This window comes from Desulforamulus putei DSM 12395 (assembly GCF_900129195.1).
GTDB lineage: Bacteria > Bacillota > Desulfotomaculia > Desulfotomaculales > Desulfotomaculaceae > Desulfotomaculum > Desulfotomaculum putei.
Map to the genome: position 1 here is coordinate 51,474 of NZ_FQUY01000016.1, position 17,679 is coordinate 69,152.

16 protein-coding genes are annotated in these 17,679 nt (G+C 44.4%); 2 read left to right on the top strand and 14 right to left on the bottom strand.

Features of this window, described 5'->3' with window-relative positions:
* Positions 1–11 precede the first annotated feature (11 nt).
* A complete protein-coding gene (locus tag BUB67_RS10850) occupies positions 12–527 on the bottom strand; it encodes a replicative helicase loader/inhibitor (protein ID WP_073239450.1) in 516 nt (171 codons plus the stop codon).
* Complete coding sequence (locus BUB67_RS10855) at positions 520–2,022, bottom strand: helix-turn-helix domain-containing protein (protein WP_143157064.1); 1,503 nt, start codon at positions 2,020–2,022, stop codon at positions 520–522. The genes BUB67_RS10850 and BUB67_RS10855 overlap by 8 nt, the downstream gene beginning before the upstream one ends.
* Positions 2,023–2,121: 99 nt before the next feature.
* Here BUB67_RS10855 and BUB67_RS10860 point away from each other — a divergent pair, with 99 nt between their 5' ends.
* Both BUB67_RS10860 and BUB67_RS10865 read left to right on the top strand, forming a co-directional pair.
* A complete protein-coding gene (locus BUB67_RS10860; protein WP_333870947.1) occupies positions 2,122–2,514 on the top strand; it encodes a HEPN domain-containing protein in 393 nt (130 codons plus the stop codon).
* Positions 2,493–2,825, top strand: a complete 333-nt coding sequence (locus BUB67_RS10865) for a nucleotidyltransferase domain-containing protein (RefSeq protein WP_073239452.1) — start codon at positions 2,493–2,495, stop codon at positions 2,823–2,825. The genes BUB67_RS10860 and BUB67_RS10865 overlap by 22 nt, the downstream gene beginning before the upstream one ends.
* A 38-nt stretch (positions 2,826–2,863) precedes the next feature.
* Here BUB67_RS10865 and BUB67_RS10870 read toward each other — a convergent pair whose 3' ends face one another.
* The 12 genes from BUB67_RS10870 to BUB67_RS10935 all read right to left on the bottom strand — a co-directional run bounded on the left by BUB67_RS10870 (position 2,864) and on the right by BUB67_RS10935 (position 17,499).
* Complete coding sequence (locus BUB67_RS10870) at positions 2,864–3,181, bottom strand: hypothetical protein (protein ID WP_143157065.1); 318 nt, start codon at positions 3,179–3,181, stop codon at positions 2,864–2,866.
* A 305-nt stretch (positions 3,182–3,486) separates the two neighbouring features.
* Positions 3,487–4,437 (bottom strand): ParM/StbA family protein, encoded by a 951-nt coding sequence (locus tag BUB67_RS10880; protein WP_073239455.1) that lies wholly within the window; start codon positions 4,435–4,437, stop codon positions 3,487–3,489.
* A gap of 19 nt (positions 4,438–4,456) precedes the next feature.
* Positions 4,457–5,050: an HD-GYP domain-containing protein gene (locus BUB67_RS10885; RefSeq protein WP_238457026.1), complete on the bottom strand. Its 594-nt coding sequence runs from the start codon at positions 5,048–5,050 to the stop codon at positions 4,457–4,459.
* 136 nt (positions 5,051–5,186) lie between these two features.
* Entirely contained in the window at positions 5,187–9,803 is a 4,617-nt protein-coding gene (locus tag BUB67_RS10890) for a fibronectin type III domain-containing protein (RefSeq protein ID WP_073239456.1), read from the bottom strand.
* A 427-nt stretch (positions 9,804–10,230) separates the two neighbouring features.
* Positions 10,231–11,100: a hypothetical protein gene (locus BUB67_RS16455; protein WP_073239458.1), complete on the bottom strand. Its 870-nt coding sequence runs from the start codon at positions 11,098–11,100 to the stop codon at positions 10,231–10,233.
* Positions 11,101–11,114: 14 nt separating this feature from the next.
* A complete protein-coding gene (locus BUB67_RS10905) occupies positions 11,115–11,654 on the bottom strand; it encodes a hypothetical protein (protein WP_073239459.1) in 540 nt (179 codons plus the stop codon).
* A gap of 73 nt (positions 11,655–11,727) precedes the next feature.
* Complete coding sequence (locus BUB67_RS10910) at positions 11,728–12,852, bottom strand: CpaE/TadZ family protein (RefSeq protein WP_073239460.1); 1,125 nt, start codon at positions 12,850–12,852, stop codon at positions 11,728–11,730.
* A 13-nt stretch (positions 12,853–12,865) separates the two neighbouring features.
* Positions 12,866–14,719 carry a CpaE/TadZ family protein gene (locus tag BUB67_RS10915; protein WP_073239461.1) on the bottom strand — a complete coding sequence of 618 codons (1,854 nt, stop codon included), beginning with the start codon at positions 14,717–14,719 and terminating at the stop codon, positions 12,866–12,868.
* 203 nt (positions 14,720–14,922) lie between these two features.
* Positions 14,923–15,267, bottom strand: a complete 345-nt coding sequence (locus tag BUB67_RS10920) for a DUF192 domain-containing protein (protein ID WP_073239462.1) — start codon at positions 15,265–15,267, stop codon at positions 14,923–14,925.
* Positions 15,268–15,270: 3 nt separating this feature from the next.
* A complete protein-coding gene (locus BUB67_RS10925) occupies positions 15,271–15,978 on the bottom strand; it encodes a GGDEF domain-containing protein (protein ID WP_073239463.1) in 708 nt (235 codons plus the stop codon).
* 32 nt (positions 15,979–16,010) lie between these two features.
* Positions 16,011–16,826, bottom strand: a complete 816-nt coding sequence (locus BUB67_RS10930) for a hypothetical protein (protein WP_159431838.1) — start codon at positions 16,824–16,826, stop codon at positions 16,011–16,013.
* The gene (locus BUB67_RS10935; protein WP_073239465.1) at positions 16,771–17,499 is read right to left on the bottom strand and encodes a pilus assembly protein TadG-related protein; all 729 of its coding nucleotides are present in this window, start codon (positions 17,497–17,499) and stop codon (positions 16,771–16,773) included. The genes BUB67_RS10930 and BUB67_RS10935 overlap by 56 nt, the downstream gene beginning before the upstream one ends.
* Positions 17,500–17,679: the final 180 nt, after the last annotated feature.

Sequence of the window (17,679 nt, forward strand, 5' to 3'; positions counted from 1 at the left end):
GACTTGAGTGTCTAACCGGTTCCTAACATCAGCCGTTCCGCTACGCCGTTAATCAACTGGCGTATATCAGAAGGCATGATGGCCATTTCCCTTTCCCGGGCGGCGTATTGCTCATAGGCCATGCGGAATTGGCCCCGAAGTACGTCCGGTTCCTCGCAAGCGCACATTTCCCGCCAGCCAAAGCGTTTTACCACGGCGGCGGTGGCCGGGGACATTGACGCCAGGGCTTCTTCCGGCCGGTAATAGCCATACAACCTCATAGCCCTGGTTACTTCACCCCAGGCTTCAATTGCACTGGGCAGTCTCGGGGTGGTCATCTCTACAGCTGCTGCCCTTATTTTTCCCACCGCCGGCAGGCATGAAATTTCCTGTTCGGCTAATACTTTTTTGACAGCAGCTTTGGCATTTTCGTAGGGTATGTCGCATAATAAGTCATGCCACGCCTCTATGGTCCCTTGTCTAATATCAATATTGGGATATACCGCCGTGATGTAGCTTAACAGTTTAGCTGTTTCTGTTTTAGTCAATGGAGCAGCCCTCCTCTTCTTGTAGGTATTTTCTCAATACATGCCAGGCTTTCGGGACATTATCTCCGGCTGTTTTTAGTGCTGATTCCAACCAGTCATCACTGTGGCTTTGCTCGCAGGACTCTTCCTCAAGGTATCTTTTGATTGTGTGCCATGCTTTAGGCACATTCAGATCTGTTTCTACAGAAGGTTTTACCCAGTCCTCATAGGGCTTATTAGGGCCTAGGAAAGTTGCAGGGTGTTTGATGTATTTGGGTTCGGTCCCGTGTGTCAAGCAGTATTGCCGGTAGTTTCGGGCAGCCAGTATCAGATCCCCGGGGTTAACGCCTTCTTTTAATCTGGCTTGAAAGGCTTTAAATGCTTTCCGTTTTTCGATTTTACGGGGATATTCGGCATAGAATTTTTCAAATTCTTGGGTATATGTGTCGTTAACCGGGTTATTATCCTTTCTGATCTCTTCGGGTTTATTGATATGGGCAGGAATGTCTTGCGGCATATCTGTTTTTTCTGGCGTCAGTTTGGCAATAACAGCTTCTTCCTGTACGGTATTAATAATCGCCTTTAAAAGGCCGAAGTAGCTGTGTTTAATGTTACCCTGTTCTTGTTGCTGATTGGTCCTGCGGATTGCTTCAAAAACTTGTTCCGGTGTGGCTCCGGTTTCTGCGCATAACTGGTCAATGATAACTTGTTCCGGGTCGCTATCGGCTACCTCCAGTTGTTTGTCTTGAGCAATCTCTGCGCAATTTTGGTGCGACATATTATATCTATCTATCCATCTATCATATATGGGTATTGTTATCTGGGTATTGTTAGAGTCAACTGGCTTTACTACGTCGTCAAATGGCTTTACCACGTGGTAAAGCTGTTTTACCACCCCCCCGCCTGTTTCAGGTGGGTTTTCGGTAATATTTTTTACCGGTAGTAAAGCAGTTTTACTACCCCCCATTTCTAAACCTGTTTGTTTTTTTACCGGTGGTAAAGTAGCTTTACCACCCCCTTCTTCCTCTGGTTCAGTCTTTACCGGTGGTAAAACTGTTTTACTACCATCATCTGTTTTTGGAGGGTCCAATAGGGCATAGACAGTGCTTTCATGTTCCTGGTTAGGTCTGATGCGGATTGTTTTTTGTATCCAGCCTTTTTCTTCCAGTTCGTTTATTGCTTTTATTACGGTTGGCTTGCTTATTCCGCAGCATTTGGCAATGTAGTTTAGTGACGGCCATGATTGACGATCTCCGTTGGCACAACGAGCTAAAAATAACCTCACAAGTTTTGCTTTGTCTGAAAGGTCAGAGGAAAACACATCGTTATAATCCCAAAACCAGTTTTTACGGCGGTTGTCGTTTAAGTAGATTTTGGGTTCTGTAATTTGAACATCGGGCATTTTTATCCCTCCATAATTTTCTTCTTTAAAAAAGAAAAGCTCGGCATAAATACCGAACCTAACAATAGTAGCTTTTGGGCCGTATCTAGGGGTAGGGGTGCTGGTGGTTAACACATGGGAAAATATATTAATTACAAATATTTACAGCTTACGTTGACACGGCTTATTTTGGTAGCTATACTGATATAAACAGTGCATAGAGGCTGGGGAGGGGTGACATTGAAAAAGCAAACAGAATATTGGGTTGCAGAATCAGAGGAAGATATTCTCACAGCTAAGATATTATTAAGGTCTGGAAGATTGCTGGAAAGTGCTTTTTTCTGCCACCTTGCCTTAGAAAAAATGTTAAAAGCATTTATAGTTGAAAGACAAGACGAAATACCTCCCAAAAGCCATAATCTTTTGGTATTAGCTAAAAAGTCAGGAATACACAAACAGATGGATGAAGAAACCATAGACTTACTCGCCGAAGTACAGCCATTCAATATCGAAGGCAGGTATCCTGAAACAAGAGAGAAGCTGCTAAGAAACACTCCGACAGCAAGATTTGCAGATATTGTGAGCAAAACGGAGGAAAAGATAAAATGGTTCAAACAAATGCTGTAAAGGAAAATATCAATAAATTAATTAATGATCTACAGAAAAAAAATATTCGTGTAAGCTATATCGTTTTATACGGTTCTCATGCTAAAGGAAGGGCAGGAAAAGACAGTGACATAGACATTGCTGTTATATCTCCTGATTTTGGCCAAAACCCTTTAAACGATAGCAAAGTTGTTTATAAGTCAATTTTTAATCTTGATATAGAGCCAAACTTTGATGTCAAAACATTCTCCCTGGAAGAATTTGAGAAAAACAACCATTATTTTGTGAAAGAAATAAAGCGTACTGGTAAAAAAATATATCCTTCAGTGTAAAATACCGCCTATCCCGGCGGTTTTTCTTCTGGCAGATGTTAAAAATCTGCCAGAGCCTTAGGGTTTTTTACCGCTGGCTTTGGTTTTTCAATGAGTGGTTCTTCTTTTTTTGGTTCTTTAACTGGCTTGTCATTAATTGAGATACCACTTGCCAGTAAACTTAAAACTTGATCTATTTTATTCTCTAATCTTTGGATAGCCTCCCCTGGATCCGGGGTGCGTTTCATGTTTCCCAGGGCTATTGAAACTACCTTCTCCAACCACTCCTGACGTTCTCCTACTGGCACTTCTATAAAGAAAGGATGGTCTTCCGGCAGCCGGAATTCCACCCTTCGTCCAAGGCGTTTTTTTACCATCCCCACACCTCCTGGCTTATCAATTCCGGACACTTTCCGGAAAAAAAATGTCTGTCCGGGCAATGTCCGGACAGTTTTAAATACTATATCCGGACACTTTCCGGAAAAATCATTCATTCCCGGACGATGTCCGGACATTATTTTAAAATTATCCGGACATTATCCGGATCTTTTATCCGGGTTGTGTCCGGACAATTTTATACTGATCAGGGAAAGTTATCCGGAATCTGTCCGGACAAACATCTTAATGCCTGGATGATATCTGAATGATATCCGGACAATATCCGGTCATTAATTACTCGTAATTACTCACTCATGGCCAGCTGCAGATAGGCCCTTGCGTTGGCAGTCTGGGGATTATCAATAACCACCGCCCCGGGAATCATTTCTTTAATAGGTAGGGACTCGGCACCGCCTCCATGAAGGTAAAAGCCGGCCGTAAAATCTGCAACTTCCCCCAGACGCTTCATAGCGTCATCAACAATGTTTCTGGCAATCTCTTCTTTGGCTTTTAGAACTTCCATGGTCATGTCAATTTTTTTGAGTTTATATACGGCAGTACCTTCTTCTGCAATTATCCTGGCTTGTTCAGCGGAAACAGGAGCTCCGGTTTTGGATTGGAATTCTTTTTGAACAGCTTCAATTACTTTAGAATAACCATATTCTAAGCTGAAGCATTTACTAGGAATTGGCTCAATTTCACCGTTTTTAAATTTAACCGTACTCACATCAGTGGTATGTTCACCGATGTCAAAGGAAATCAGTGTTCCGTTGGGCAGTTCCGGAATCAGATAGAAAGCAACAATACCTTGACGGAATACCCGCACGTTATTAAATGAGATTCTTTTAGGTTTGCCGCCGTCAACACTTACGTCACCATACAGGCGTTCTAAATGGGTTTTCAGTGTTGCCTTCTGATCTGCATATCCGATGGGAACTCCAACCACCAGGATGTCTCCACTTTCATACTCCAATTTTCTGGCCGCAGCCAGCATCAATATATCGTGGGAAGGGTGCAGATGCTTGTCTTTTTCAGTGGTAAATCCTATCCCAGTTTCTTCAAGAGCCTTTTGACCGTAAAAATACATTTCCGGTTCACCGCCGGGCTTGGTTATTGATACCACCCCGTCCATCCCTTCTGACATAGGATGTTTTACATAGGGTGCTAGAGCCGTGGGAAATTTAATTTCCAAACCTTCGGAATTTACCCCTTTAATTTCCCTGTAACCAAAATCAATAGATACTACTTTTGACATTTGTTTTACCTCCTGATCATTAAATCATTAAAAGTATTCCAGCAGCAGCCTTTTCGTCATTTTTTACATCTTGGCCGATCTGTACCGCCTTCGCCAGCGCCTCAACCACCTGCTCCGGCGCAAACCTGGCTACCTCCGCCAGGGCTACTTCCGGAGTGAAGGCTTTCACCGTGCGATAGTCCCTTTTGGCCACCATGGCTGTATACACGTCACAAGCCGCCAGCACCAGGGAATCAAGGGGCGGGTCGTATATGCCATACGGATAGCCCCGGCCGCCGGGCCTTTCGTGGTGTTGTACTACCAACTGCAAAATATCCTCAGGCACGTCCGGCCAGCTTTTCAGAATAAGCGTTTCGCTGACCAACGGATGAGTTTGTATAATATCCCACTCGTGCGGCAGAATAGGTGCCTTAAAAAACAGCTCCCTTGGCCAGGTGGTTTTGCCTAAATCATGTAAAAATGCGGCCATACCTAGATGTGTTACCTTTTCACTGTCAAACCCTAACGCAATAGCCGTTTTGAGGGCTAATTCCATGGTTTGTACAGCGTGTTGATGTAGCACGGGTATCGGCTTCATCAGTTTTTCAGCCCAATACAGGTCTTTTGTTATCACCAGGGTTAACACCGCCTTTGATTGAGATTTTGTGTTCTATAAAAAAAAGAACCCCACCGTTTAGGTGAGGTAGGAGAAGTTAGTGTAATTTTTGGGTTACAATAATTGTGCGGTCTAAGATATGTCTTATAAGTGATTATTTTACTGTAAACCATTTAGTCTCTAAAGAATTAACATCAATCTCCGCTGAAAGCTGCTTTATTGATTCAGTGATACGGTATACAGCAATGTCTGTATTTTCGTAGCGAAGAACTATAGTACTTTCCATATCACTAAGTTGTTTAAGCAGATTCCTTCTAAACTGAAGAATTATCTTACTGTCGGTACTTTTGATATGACGAGTAAGGTTAATATTAACAACTGACTGGGCTTGGATTTTTTGTTTCTCAATAGGTTTACCTTTAGTTTTAATAAAGACGTTGTACTTTCTGCGCGCGGGCAGGAGGATAAGGTAAATAGCTCCTATTCCGCCGCCGGCGACGGAAACTGTTGCTGCGGCTGTTGTAACAATCATTTCAATTTTTTCAATTGGCTTAGGCAGTTCTTTAACCACGGCAGGCTTTAGCAGTGCCAGTTTTTCTTCTAAAATAACAAAGTCTACCCGTTCACCTGTAGCCTGGGCTTTAACCTGTACCTTAACATTACTAACATCCTTCTTTTTACTAAAAGCAGATTCGATAAGGTTCATGCCCGGACGAACTATTATCTTGGCTACAGCTAATTCAATGAGTCGGTCTTTATCACGTATGAAGAGATGGTGTTCGCCAGGCTCTACGTTATCAAATCTGTAGTAACCATTTTTGTCCGTGTAGGTTATCCGGATAATTGAGTGTAACTCTACCATGAGGCCTGCCAAGGGGTTTCCGGCTACATCAACTACCCTTCCGTAAATCGTGCCCATTTGGTTGCTATTATTTGAGGGTATAACGGGCTGTGATTCGGGTTGAACGACCGGAACAGGTTCAGGTTGTGGTACTGGTTCAAGTTTCGGCTCCGTATCTGGTAATGGCTCTGGTATAGGCATCGGTTCTGGGATTGGCTCTGGAATGGGTTCAGGTATCGGCTCCGGTTCTGGAGGTACGCCTCCACCGCCACCAGCTGCCGGGGGAGATGCCACTGCCTTTATCTGTATTCCATGCAGTGCAATTTGTGCAGAGTGACTAGCTGAAATAATAACATCTCCGACAGATATACCGGTAACCAGGCCGTTAGTAACGTTGGCCTTGGTTGTGTCTGTTACATTCCAAACTGCCGTTTTGGTAACGTCTTCGGTGTGCCCATCGGAATATGTCAGAGTCGCGGTATACTGCAGGGTGCTTCCAATGTTGATTTCAGAAACCGGAGGCGAAATAGAAAGTCCTACACCAACCGCCTGCCCTACCACAAGAGACAATACAACTGATTGACTTTGGTAAGTAATCGTAATATTAGCAATCCCTTCGTTTAATGCCGTGACAATACCTCCGCCATCTGCAGTGGCCACTGCTAAATTGTCTGATGCATAAGTTGCGGAACTTGTTACATTAATCGCACTCCCGCCGGTGTAATGGGCAACTACGCTTAACTGTTGGGTGAGCCCCTTGGGTATGTTTAAGGGGTCAGGGGTTACTGTTAAGTGAGACAGCGTGGAAATATCTGCTGGTCCAATAGTTATATCTACAAACTTAATAACCCCACCTGTTGCATCGCAAAGAGCAACCCCCAAATGATCGCCTGCGCTGACAGGAATACTGATCGGGGGTGTAAATACTGTACCGCCAAAAGTTTCTCCCACCGCTGGCGGAGGCAGGAACGGCGCCTGCTGCAATTTATATTCATAATAGGTACCTGACGGTGCGGCCGGAACTTCAATTTTGGTTGTTCCCGGATCTTGCCCAGGACCTAATGTTACATCTGACAGATTGGGAGCTGCAATGCTGCCGTAGACACTTGCTACCACTGTTTCTATACCGTCAAGGTTTCTGGCTTTGACCCAGAGGTTATAGGATTGGGCAGAAGTAAGGCCTGTAAAGTCAAACCTGGTATCAGTAATCCAACCAGATTCTTGTCCGGTTTCGGTACATCCCGCAAAATATTCTGTCCAGCCAGGGTTGCCGTTAGCTTCCCAAGTAAGAGTGAGTCCGCCAGGTCTGATGTTTGTAATTTGCAGGTTAGCAGGTTCGTTGGCATATGTGACTGATGCCTGCTCCGGTCCGGCTGATGTTCCTACGGGATTGATGGCGTCAATACGGTATCTGTACTGGGTGTTCGGGGTTAATCCGGTATCGTTGTAATTTAGTTGATTGGTTTCAGAAATTTCAGTTCCATCCCGTATGACTTTATATTTTTCAGCGCCGGCCGAGGTTGACCATTCCACTTTGATTTCACTACTGGAAAGAGGGGTCAAAGTGGGGGCCTGGGGTGCCTCCGGTACTGCTATTTCAAAGGTGCAGGTTGAGGTTGTTGAGTTCCCTGCATTGTCCTCAGCAACAACGGTTATCACATATTGTCCTGCCTCTGTTATAGGCTCACCGTTGTTCCAACTGTACCATTGACCGTCCCTGGTTACAGTAACCGTTTCGGCAGCCTTGCCGCTGATGGAGTAGGTAATATTATAACTAGGTGTAATTGGTTGAGTGTAATATTTATTCCCGTCAATTACGCCGCTGAATGTAATAACGGGAACCTCCTTGTCAATGTACGCTGTTCCCGTAACTATGTTGCTTTGGTTTCCGGCTTTATCTACGGTTTTAGCTGCAATAACATGTTGGCCGGTGTTCGTTAAGGTTATGGACAGGTCTGCGCCGCTTAGATGAGACTGTACTGTACTACCGCCGTCGGTGGAATACTCTAAACGGTCAACCCCACTTAACCCGTCAGTAATACCGGTAATTGTCACTGTAACGTCCATGTTGGTCCAGCCAGGCGGTACTATGGTTATGATTGGATCCGGCGGCGCCGTTAAGTCCACCACGATATTACCCGTAAAGATTGTCGCTGCTGGAGTACAAATAGCATCATTGGCAGTTATTGTGATGCCTGTGTAAGTTCCCTCTGGAATACCGTCAGCTGCAACGTCCCAAGTTAAAGTCCAGTTATTGCTACCCGGGTCGGACGTTGGAGCAGGGTTAATAACAACTGATTTAATTACCCCGTTTAGAGCTGCCGTAATGGTTACCCCATCCCCGTCAGCATCCCAGACCCGCCCCTGCAGGGCTATGGTTTCATATCCCGGCACGGTAGATTTGTATTGATCACTGTTTGTTACAGAAATTAGTGGCGGGGAATTGGTGGTGATGCTGTCTATTAGCTTAACCGGGCTGTTGGCAACGCCATCGCCATTCCTGGTGATGCACCAAACCTCATACTCGGTGCCTTCTGACAGGCCCGATACTACCCTGTTTGTAGTTGACACATTGAAATCCGAAGCGCTGACCACCGGGCCAGCTGCCCCTGCCCCCTTCAACTTTACTTCTATCCTGTGCTGTGGTTGTGTACCGTTACCCGGGTTGTTAGTAATATCAAATGTCAAAGAATTACTGGTTTTTACAACCGCCACCAGTGAGATGGGGTTTAAGGCCAGGGTATAACGGTTTATCACAGAAGTCTGTCTAACGTTTCCTACAGCATCACGGGCCTCCATCCGGAAGGTATACTGAGTATTCGGAGATAAACCGGTATAAGCCTGGTTGGTGCTTGTTGTCCAGCTTGTCCAGGTACCTGTTGCACTGCTGGTGTACCGATAGGGACTGGCGTGCAAGCCTGCGGAAACACCATTACTAGTTGGGTCTGACGTGCTCCCCGACACTGTAATTTGACTTGTGCTGTTTGCTGTGGCCACCGGTACAAAGCTGTTTGGTGCCGTTTTATCTATTTTGAATGCAACGGCAGTTTCAGCACTCTTCCCGCCTTTATCATCCTCTGTCCAGAAATATATGGTGTGGTTGCCTTCGGCTACGCCGGACACATCAATAGAACCAGCAAAAGGCTGATCCGTCCCATTTGCAGTTATGTTACTCCCCAATTGGGTTCCGGGCTGGCCAGTAGAGCCATCAATCCGGTAGTAAACTTTCAACACATCTCCGACATCTTCGTCTTTTACAGTACCGTTTGTGGAAATCTCATTGAACCCAGATACTGCTGAAAATGTTTGATTTGTTACAGGATTGATTATATTTATGGCCGGTATTGTATTAATTGAATATGTGTTAAAAGTAAAATTACTTGTAGATGCTCCTACTGCACTACTAAACTCAAAAGATTCAATAGTACACCACTTTGCATTTGCAGGTATAGTAGCAATAGTTTGATTATTTATAACACTCGAACCATCAGTACTATATCTAAACTTAAAATTGGCTACCTGTAATCCCTGGCCATCTGAGACTGAAAATGAGGATAATGTTGCCCACTTTGCGTTGGCAGGGATAGTTGAAGCATTTGTTATTATATTGACAGAATCTAAACTATACATGAATTTAAAATTATACGCAACAGCACCAACGCCATTACTAATATCAAATGATGATAGAGTAACCCATTTAGCATATGACGGTATACTAGTTGAATTATTTACGACATTAACCCCGTCAACACTGTAAGAGTATTTAAAATTATTAACATGCAGTCCTTTGCCGTCACTAGCAGAAAAGTTTCTTAAACATTGGGCAGCTATGGCTGCTTCTGCATCCCGTAACAAATGGTCGTTATTGATCGGGAGTAACATACTGGCAAATACTATCATTGCCAGCAATGTCTTTATTATTTTTTTCATAGGCTATTTTTCTGGTTCCCGTTTACCCGTCCGACTAACGGGTGGTAGTGCCTTAAAGCAACTGCAGGGTTATCGAGGTCATTTTACCCAGCAGTGCATTTCTAACACTACCGGGTGACCAGGTCTACCCTCCTTTTTTTGAATATCTTTGCGCTCGTTAAACTCCTTGCAAGTGAACCATTTGCCACATCATCCCTAGCCCTGCGCAGACCCTTCATGGGCCCGGGGCCTCGGCAGTTAAGATATATCAGTAGTTTTTGGAGTGACCCCCTGGTAAACAATCCTTTAATTATTTTATACAAGTGGTATTACCTCCTTGAAATCGAAAACACTACCAGAAATAGCCCTGTGACGACTCCCCTTAAACCTTCTAAAATAAAAAAGGCCTGGTTTTATCCCAGACCCTTTCCTTATTACTCAACATTACTCAAATTACGGCAAAATTAATATTGGCTCTTGATAAATCACCATATCCTGATATTTCAAACTCCAGCTGCTGGCTGCCGGAAACAAGAAATTCCTTCGACCAGGTTAACTTACCGGCAATAATCTCGGCAACCTTGTCGCCGGATGAGTAAACAACCATTTTGACACTGGCGGGGATACCGGTAACGCTCAATAATTTTATGGTAGTCGGTGTTGATGCATTAAGATAAGTTTGAACCGTCCCACTGCCAACGAATTTAAATGGTTGGGGTGCCAACGCCTTAACGGGAACTTCAGGAATTACCGGTGGCAGTTGAACTACCGGGGGCTCTACTACAGGCGGCTCAACCACAGGAGGTTCTTCCAGCGGAGGAGTTACCACTCCGCCACCGCCACCAGCTGCCTGTGTGTCAGCAGGTTGTGTGGTGTTCCCGGATTGATCTGAGTTGCCGGAAGGTTGGTCGGGAGTAATATCTCCTGTTTCTTGGGTATCACCGGGTTCAGAAACATTTTCCGGTTCCCCGGTATCACCTTGTTGTGTGTTGTCGCCAGATTGGCCGGTATCCCCAGGCAGTGTTTGATCTTCAGTCTGGTTATTGCCTGCCGGGGGCGTTTCGCCAGCCTGGTTATCTGCAGAGCCACCTGCCGGAGTTTCTGCACCGGTTTCAGAAGCGTCCCCTGTGGATTCCATAGTATCCTGTCCGACATCAAGTGTTGTACCTGTCGAATCTCCCGCACTATCAGTTTGAGTCGTTGAGATGGTCTGCTCTGCTCCCTGTGCTGCTCCTTCGGTTTCCGCAAAGGCAGGTACCACCAACGAAAATATCATCGCTCCTGCCACCAGGATGCTGGTAAATTTATATTTTAACACCTATATCCCTCCATCTACTTGAGAATATTAATACTAAATTGGCCGGATAAACCGGCGTTTTTACTTGGCAGAATATTGATGCCAAACTGACCGGTGAGCTCACTGTTCGGTGGCAGAATGTTGATGTTTAATTCTCCCCAAAGTTCATTTCTCACCGGTTGAAAAATTAACCGGGAATTTACCGGAATGCCTTTACCGGCCAATCTTAACTCTACCACCTGTGATTTATCTACCCGGAAAGGCCTTACAAATAAAATCTCATTGCCTCTTAGGACTGCCACCGTTGTTCCACCAGACTTGACTTCGACCATCAGGGATTCCGGAATGCCGGAAACACTGGTAAGGGCCATATCCGTCGGCGTGCTGCTTGAAACCACCGTTGGAAGAATGCCGATAAATTGTCCTTCTAAGACCGGCGGCTCGGGCTCCGGAATGTTTGTATTCGTTAGTCCGGCTTGCTGAACAATTTCGCTGCTTGCCATAACAATACCCGAAGGAGGAAAAATGAGAAAAGCCCCCGCCAGGAGTAAAGCCATAAACACTTTCTTAACCACCCTTTCACCCCCTCTCTCCTGCTATTGGCCTTATAAAAAAATAAAACCTGGGCTAATCCCAGGTTCACCGCTACTACATTTTTATAATTGTCTCGACCAATCTATTTAAGGCCTCCCTGGCAAATGGCACATGGACAATCTCTTGATGGTCCAGTGTCAGCAAAGCTGAAAACACGACAATAAGCGTTGCGGTTATATAAAAAGGCGTCTCAATTAGATGCCAAAGCCAGGTTTTAAAACTTCTCACCTTATATATCACAATATCTATTTTCTTTCTAAATTTTCTGTACCGGGTAGCCAGTTCACCTCTTAATTCAGAAAACTTGCCTTCAGATACCTCTATTAAATCTTCCGGCTTTTCCTTGAAGACCGCTTCATAGAGCCGGGCCACACCCTGCCAGAAGGGGGATTTCATAGAAAGGGGCAGGTTTTTCTCTAATCGCTGTTCCATAGTATTGTCAAAAGGAATTTCAATAACCTTTTCAATATCGGCAGTGATTACGTTTAGGAGCTCTTTTTTGTTTATGCCGTTTGCGATAAAGTACTGCTCTTTATCAAAAGCAGCACTTAAACGTTGCACCCTCTGAGCTTCCTGGCCACCGGAACCCACAACCCAGACCAGGTGTGTGGCGCACCGGGCGGCCTCCATGGTCCCTTCATCTTGACTGTTAGGAAGATCCAAAACAATGGCATCAAATTCTTCCCGAGCCTTTAAGATAACGGACTGGATTTGTTCTTTAGTGATTGGTTTTTGAATGTAAGTAACGGGAGGTATTACCCATAGGTTTTTATAACCCTGTACCGGCAGCACATGTAAATTGTCAAAACCTGTTTTGGGAAAGTACGGTAGGTCAAGGTACTTTATAATGTCGCTGCCGCCGGAAGCAAAGTTGCAGCAGATGAGAAGTGTTTTCATTTTATCGCTGACCATTTTAGCCAGTGTGATGGCTGCCGCAGTTACACCTACACCACCCCGGGTCCGCCACACAGCAAACACTTTTTGAAGATGAACCCGGGTTACCGCTTTAAAAAAAATCTTAGGTTTATTTTCTTTAGAAATATTAGTAATCTCTACTTGGTTGCCAGCCAGAATAGCATTTACTATTTCTAACGGCATTTTTAAAGCACTAGCTATACCTTCCGGAGTACAATAGTTATTCATCTCTTTAACTTTTTCAATTAGCTGTTTTTCGTCCATAATAAAACCTCCCTTACTCCCGCCGAAACTTACCTAACAGATTACTAAGAAAACTGGTTTTCTTTTTCTCCTGCACAATTTCTCCTTTGGGAGTTTCGTATTTATACCCAGCCATTTCCGCAATTTTCTCGACTATAAGATGAATCTGGTTATAGCTGTGGTTAATACTAACAATTTTGCCATCATGGGTTCCTTTGTAAAATTCTCTGGTGTTAACGGGTATTATGGCTTCAAAGCGTGGCTGAAACTTTTTATCTGCTATCTTTAAATTTGCACTAAAACTGTTCTCCAGTTCTTTTGGAGAAATTAGCTCTGGGTCGTACATGGTCAGAATCAGCCCAATTTTTTCTGCACTAACGCCCAACAGGGCATATTTGGGTGCATAATCTCTCGCTTCTGCCTGGCTAAAAGCAGATTGCGTTAAGATGGAATATACCCTATCTGCTTTTGTGAAAAACACTTTCTGGCGATCATCTTCCCAAAACTCAGGGGGAGTATCCACTATTACCACAGGGTATTTACTAACTAAGTAATCAACGATTTGCTCAAGCTGGCCCGGTTCAAAATGCGGGGATGTGGTATCCATCGGCCCGGGCAGTATATGGAGGTATTCATTTACTTTGAATATAACGTCATCTGTTTTCTCCGGCGAAAAAGGTTTGCCGGCTATTTTCTCAATTCCGGGAACGTTTTTAATTTTAAAGAAAGTAGCACAGTCAGGAGCTTCAAAGTCAGCATCTATCAACAAATTAGGGATACCGGACTTAGCTAAGGCCAGCGAGATCATAATAGACGTAGTAGTTTTCGCAACCCCTCCCTTGGTGCTTGATATAACAATCAGCTTCCCTTTATATTGGTCAGTATTGCGAGTATATACTGTTTGAACAGGCTGTTGCAAAAACTCATTTACAATCTCCCTGGTTATAGCTGTATCTTCTTTGACTTGAGGGTGGATAGGATTGGCGTAGTTTTTGTGTTCGGATGATACTGGTATATTCGGCGTCATATCATTGCCGGACATACCTTTAAGAAAAGCCTTTCTTTTTAATTTAATTTTTATATCTCTGGTTTGGCTGCCGGCCGGATTAACTTTATACGTGTCAAATGCCTGCTGGCTGTTAACTTTAACATAAGGAGCGTTTTCTTCTTGCTTGTTGTAGTTACCCAGGCAACTGTCGCTTGTCTGGTTGTTAGATAGTTGATTTATCTGTTGTTTCGACAGGCAGTAATTTGGTATTTCTGCAGCTTCTTTATTAATTACAAAATTATTTTCGCTGATTATTTCATCTCTGTCATACATTAAGGCAACCGGCAAAGTATAAGGCCGATCACCCGGGGTATTTGGTACATCTCCGGTAACAATATTACTAAAACCATAACTTTGAGCATTTTCAATAAACTCTCCGGTTGCTCTATCTCCTAAATTTCCGGCCAATAAAATAATTCGGGATTTAGGAAAGAGGGTTCTTATTTTAGAGAGTGATAGGTTTTGCTGGTTTAAATACTTGCGGCTGAACACAACTATATCAGGATAATTGCTGTTATTAAGGGTAAAATGCCAGTGTTTAAATTGCGCCAGACTTTTTAAAGCCGTTAATAAATCCCCGGTAATCTCTTTTTCTACCAGCAGTAGACAACTAGTGGTTATAGCTGCCAAGGCCTTTTTCTCTATTTCTTCCTGTTCAAAGGGAAGTATTTCCGGGTTTTGTTTTACCAGCTCCCTAAGGTATGTTTTTGCTTCTTCAATATTCACTGTAGGCCCAAGTTTATTGCCGACAAACCATTCCGGAAATTGTTTTTGCAGTTTTTCGGCAGTCTGGTTTGCCAGCTGCTGTTTGCGTTCTTCTTCAAACTGTTCCCAGTTCACAAAATACACCTCCTAAAAAAATAAAAGCCCGCCTTTGGTTGGCGGGGAAAGTACCTCTACTTACTATAGAACTGCAGAAAAATAACTACTACAGCTGCTAAACCTACTAACAGCAAAGTTCCTGTTACAATGAAATGCGTGCGATCTATGAAACTTATGTAGATGTTTTCGTTGTTATGTTTTTTGTTTTGACTGTCTATAATTCACTCCTCCCTTCCCTGCCAATACAGCACATCCCCCACGTTAATTTCTCCCACTGCACTAGGCGCCACCTCTACCACCATTACCGCATCCTTGATGTATTTACTTATTCGCCATGGTTTCAGTACCTCTTTATGCAGCACCACTCCCTGCTTATCCAGGAATATCACTCCTACAGGAAACTGCATGAAGAAGGTATGCACCTGCCGGCAGGGTGTGAGTATAAGGGCTGTGTTTTTTGGCATCTCAGACCGCCCCAGAAGCCCTCTGAGGCGGGTAAAAAAGGTGTTGGCTATGATTACCCTATCAAATGCTATTTGACTGATTGTAGAGGAAATTAGAGTCATTTCTCATTCTCCTTTTACTCTATTTCTGCCTTCCTGCTTGGCTTGATACAGAAAACCGTCCGCCCTCTGAACAAGGCTTTCTGCTGTATCATCCTGCCTTCTTTGAGCCACTCCCAGGCTGGCAGTGATTTTAATGGTTCCGGCACAGGTTTGTACCGGAGTTGCTTCCACTGCTTCTCTGATCCTTTCTGCTATTTTTACGGCGTTCCGGGCATCGGAGGGACAGACAACAGAAAATTCTTCCCCACCGTACCTGGCCACCAGGTCGCCGGGACGCACAGTTTTTAATATTGTTTTGGCAAAGTGCTTCAGCACTTCATCCCCTGCCTGGTGGCCGTAGGTATCGTTAACTTTTTTGAAGTGGTCTATGTCCAACATGATGACGGAGAATACACTGTTACTCTTTATTATTTCTGCCAGCCGGCTGTCCAGGTGTTTGCGGTTAGCTACGCCGGTTAAGCCATCCGTACAGTTAGCCATCATTAAGCGAAAGGATTCTCCGGCCTGCCGGGCGGTTTGACACAGGATTTTTTCTTCCTGCGTTTTAAGTTTCTGCAGAAGTATTGCTTTTTCCCGGCTGTGGGAAAAAAGGATATATGATACTGCCAGTAGCCACAACAACTGGCTTAGCCACAGCAGGGTTTTCATTTGTCCTATTGTGCCTGCCATGCCCAACAGCAGGGGCGATATTAGTAATACGGGTTGTTTCATCGAATCACTCCCTTAAAAAACAAAACCCCGGCCTATTTTGCCGGGGTAGACACTGCTTTAATGATTTTTTCTTTGCCATAGATAGTTTTAATTTTACCATCTTGCTTTACCATCAGCGCCGGAACACCTCCGGCATAATGATGGTAAACAATATTTCCAGTATAACCTTTCTCTTTCAAGTATTTAACGCCTTCCTGAGCTTCTCCACTGCTCTGTACGGGCTGCCATTTTTCACCCTGCGGGTCTATTTTAGCCAGGGCGTCAGTTACATCCTCGCATGCAGGACACGATGGACTGAACAATAAGACCGGTTTTGTTTCGGCTAGCTTTTCTATTTCTGCATCTGGTTTATTGGGATTCAGTTTTGTTGTTATGCCCTGTGCCGCCGTTGATGTATTCATACTGCTTATTGGTACGGCTATAAAGGATACAGCAACCATAATAATGGTCATAGCCAATGCCATCACCCGGGCCGGAGTCTTGTTTTTCCCTCGCTGCACCAGGGATAAGCAGATTACAGCCGACAGGATTAAAAGGTCTGCCTTTAAGCAGGTCAGGCAGGTTGTTTTGATGCCGGCTTGCATAGCCAGGGATACGGATATAAGCCCAGTGCCACCGATTAATGCCCAGATGGATCTATGGGTTAGGGCTATGGCACTGCACAGGGCGCAGATCAGTACCGCAAAAACGGTTATCACATCAAAGTTTGATTGGGCTGTAAGGTAAACAGCAGCAGATAAAAATAACAGTGAGGATGGTAGCTTTTTCAAAACACATATCATTCCTTTCAGGTTATTCTTCGCAATAGTTATCCGGCGGTCTTTGCCATTTGCCGTTATTAACGTCATGGTAGTATGTCCTCCCCTGGGAGCAGGTGGAGGCGTTTAGGTATTCAAAGTTGGCGTTCGGATTAATTAGTTTCAAAATGTCCATCAGCACGGTTCTCACTTTTCCGTGGGCCCGGACTATCACTGACGGGTACAGGGGGCTATTGCGCCTGTTCTGACTTAAATAGCTTGTGTCAACGCTAATATCGGAGGAACCTCCAGAGTGTTCTTCCATTTCGGAAGGCTTATTTATTTCAAATACCGCTTTGGCAGCATCAACGGCATCACTGCCACTGTTCTTGTAATTTACCCAGCGGTCTAATATTTCCATCCCCCTACAACCACATGAACAGCAGTACCTTTTCCAACCGTCGTTGTCCAATAGGTCTGATTCCTTACCTACCACTGTAAATGGGTCGCCGCAGTCAATGCAGCAGGGGCAACAACCATCATCCCCACAATCACAACATTCTCTACTACTACCAGGGTCAATCTCCAGTTTTACATAACGGTCTACGCTTTTTGCCGCCGCCAGTGCTGCCGTGTCTCCGGCGGTTTGCAGTTTTTCTTTGGCGGCGGTGTATCTTCCGAAGTCTACTACAATGGCTACCAGGGCTAGGAATATAAAAATAACCCCGGCTGTTATGGGAAGAATGCCTCCCCTCTGGTCTTTTAAGATGTTTTTAGTGTTCATAATCGTACCACCCAAATGTCGCCTTTCCGGTGAGTATTTTTTCATCTACCGGCTGCCCCCCTACCATAGTTGGAAACATACGGGAAAAAGCATTCCTGTAATGAAGAGCAGGGGTTTTGAGGGAAAATGAAAATCCTGGTATAAAGAATGTAGTGGCCTAAAGCATTCGAAGATGCAAGC

Excerpts from the sequence above, each read along its gene's own strand:
- BUB67_RS10865 (WP_073239452.1), top strand. The coding sequence starts at position 2,493 with ATGGTTCAAACAAATGCTGTAAAGGAAAATATCAATAAATTAATTAAT.
- BUB67_RS10870 (WP_143157065.1), bottom strand. The coding sequence starts at position 3,181 with ATGGTAAAAAAACGCCTTGGACGAAGGGTGGAATTCCGGCTGCCGGAA.
- BUB67_RS10910 (WP_073239460.1), bottom strand. The coding sequence starts at position 12,852 with ATGGACGAAAAACAGCTAATTGAAAAAGTTAAAGAGATGAATAACTAT.
- BUB67_RS10925 (WP_073239463.1), bottom strand. The coding sequence starts at position 15,978 with ATGAAACAACCCGTATTACTAATATCGCCCCTGCTGTTGGGCATGGCA.
- BUB67_RS10890 (WP_073239456.1), bottom strand. The coding sequence starts at position 9,803 with ATGAAAAAAATAATAAAGACATTGCTGGCAATGATAGTATTTGCCAGT.
- BUB67_RS10880 (WP_073239455.1), bottom strand. The coding sequence starts at position 4,437 with ATGTCAAAAGTAGTATCTATTGATTTTGGTTACAGGGAAATTAAAGGG.
- BUB67_RS10935 (WP_073239465.1), bottom strand. The coding sequence starts at position 17,499 with ATGAACACTAAAAACATCTTAAAAGACCAGAGGGGAGGCATTCTTCCC.
- BUB67_RS10930 (WP_159431838.1), bottom strand. The coding sequence starts at position 16,826 with ATGACGTTAATAACGGCAAATGGCAAAGACCGCCGGATAACTATTGCG.
- BUB67_RS10920 (WP_073239462.1), bottom strand. The coding sequence starts at position 15,267 with ATGACTCTAATTTCCTCTACAATCAGTCAAATAGCATTTGATAGGGTA.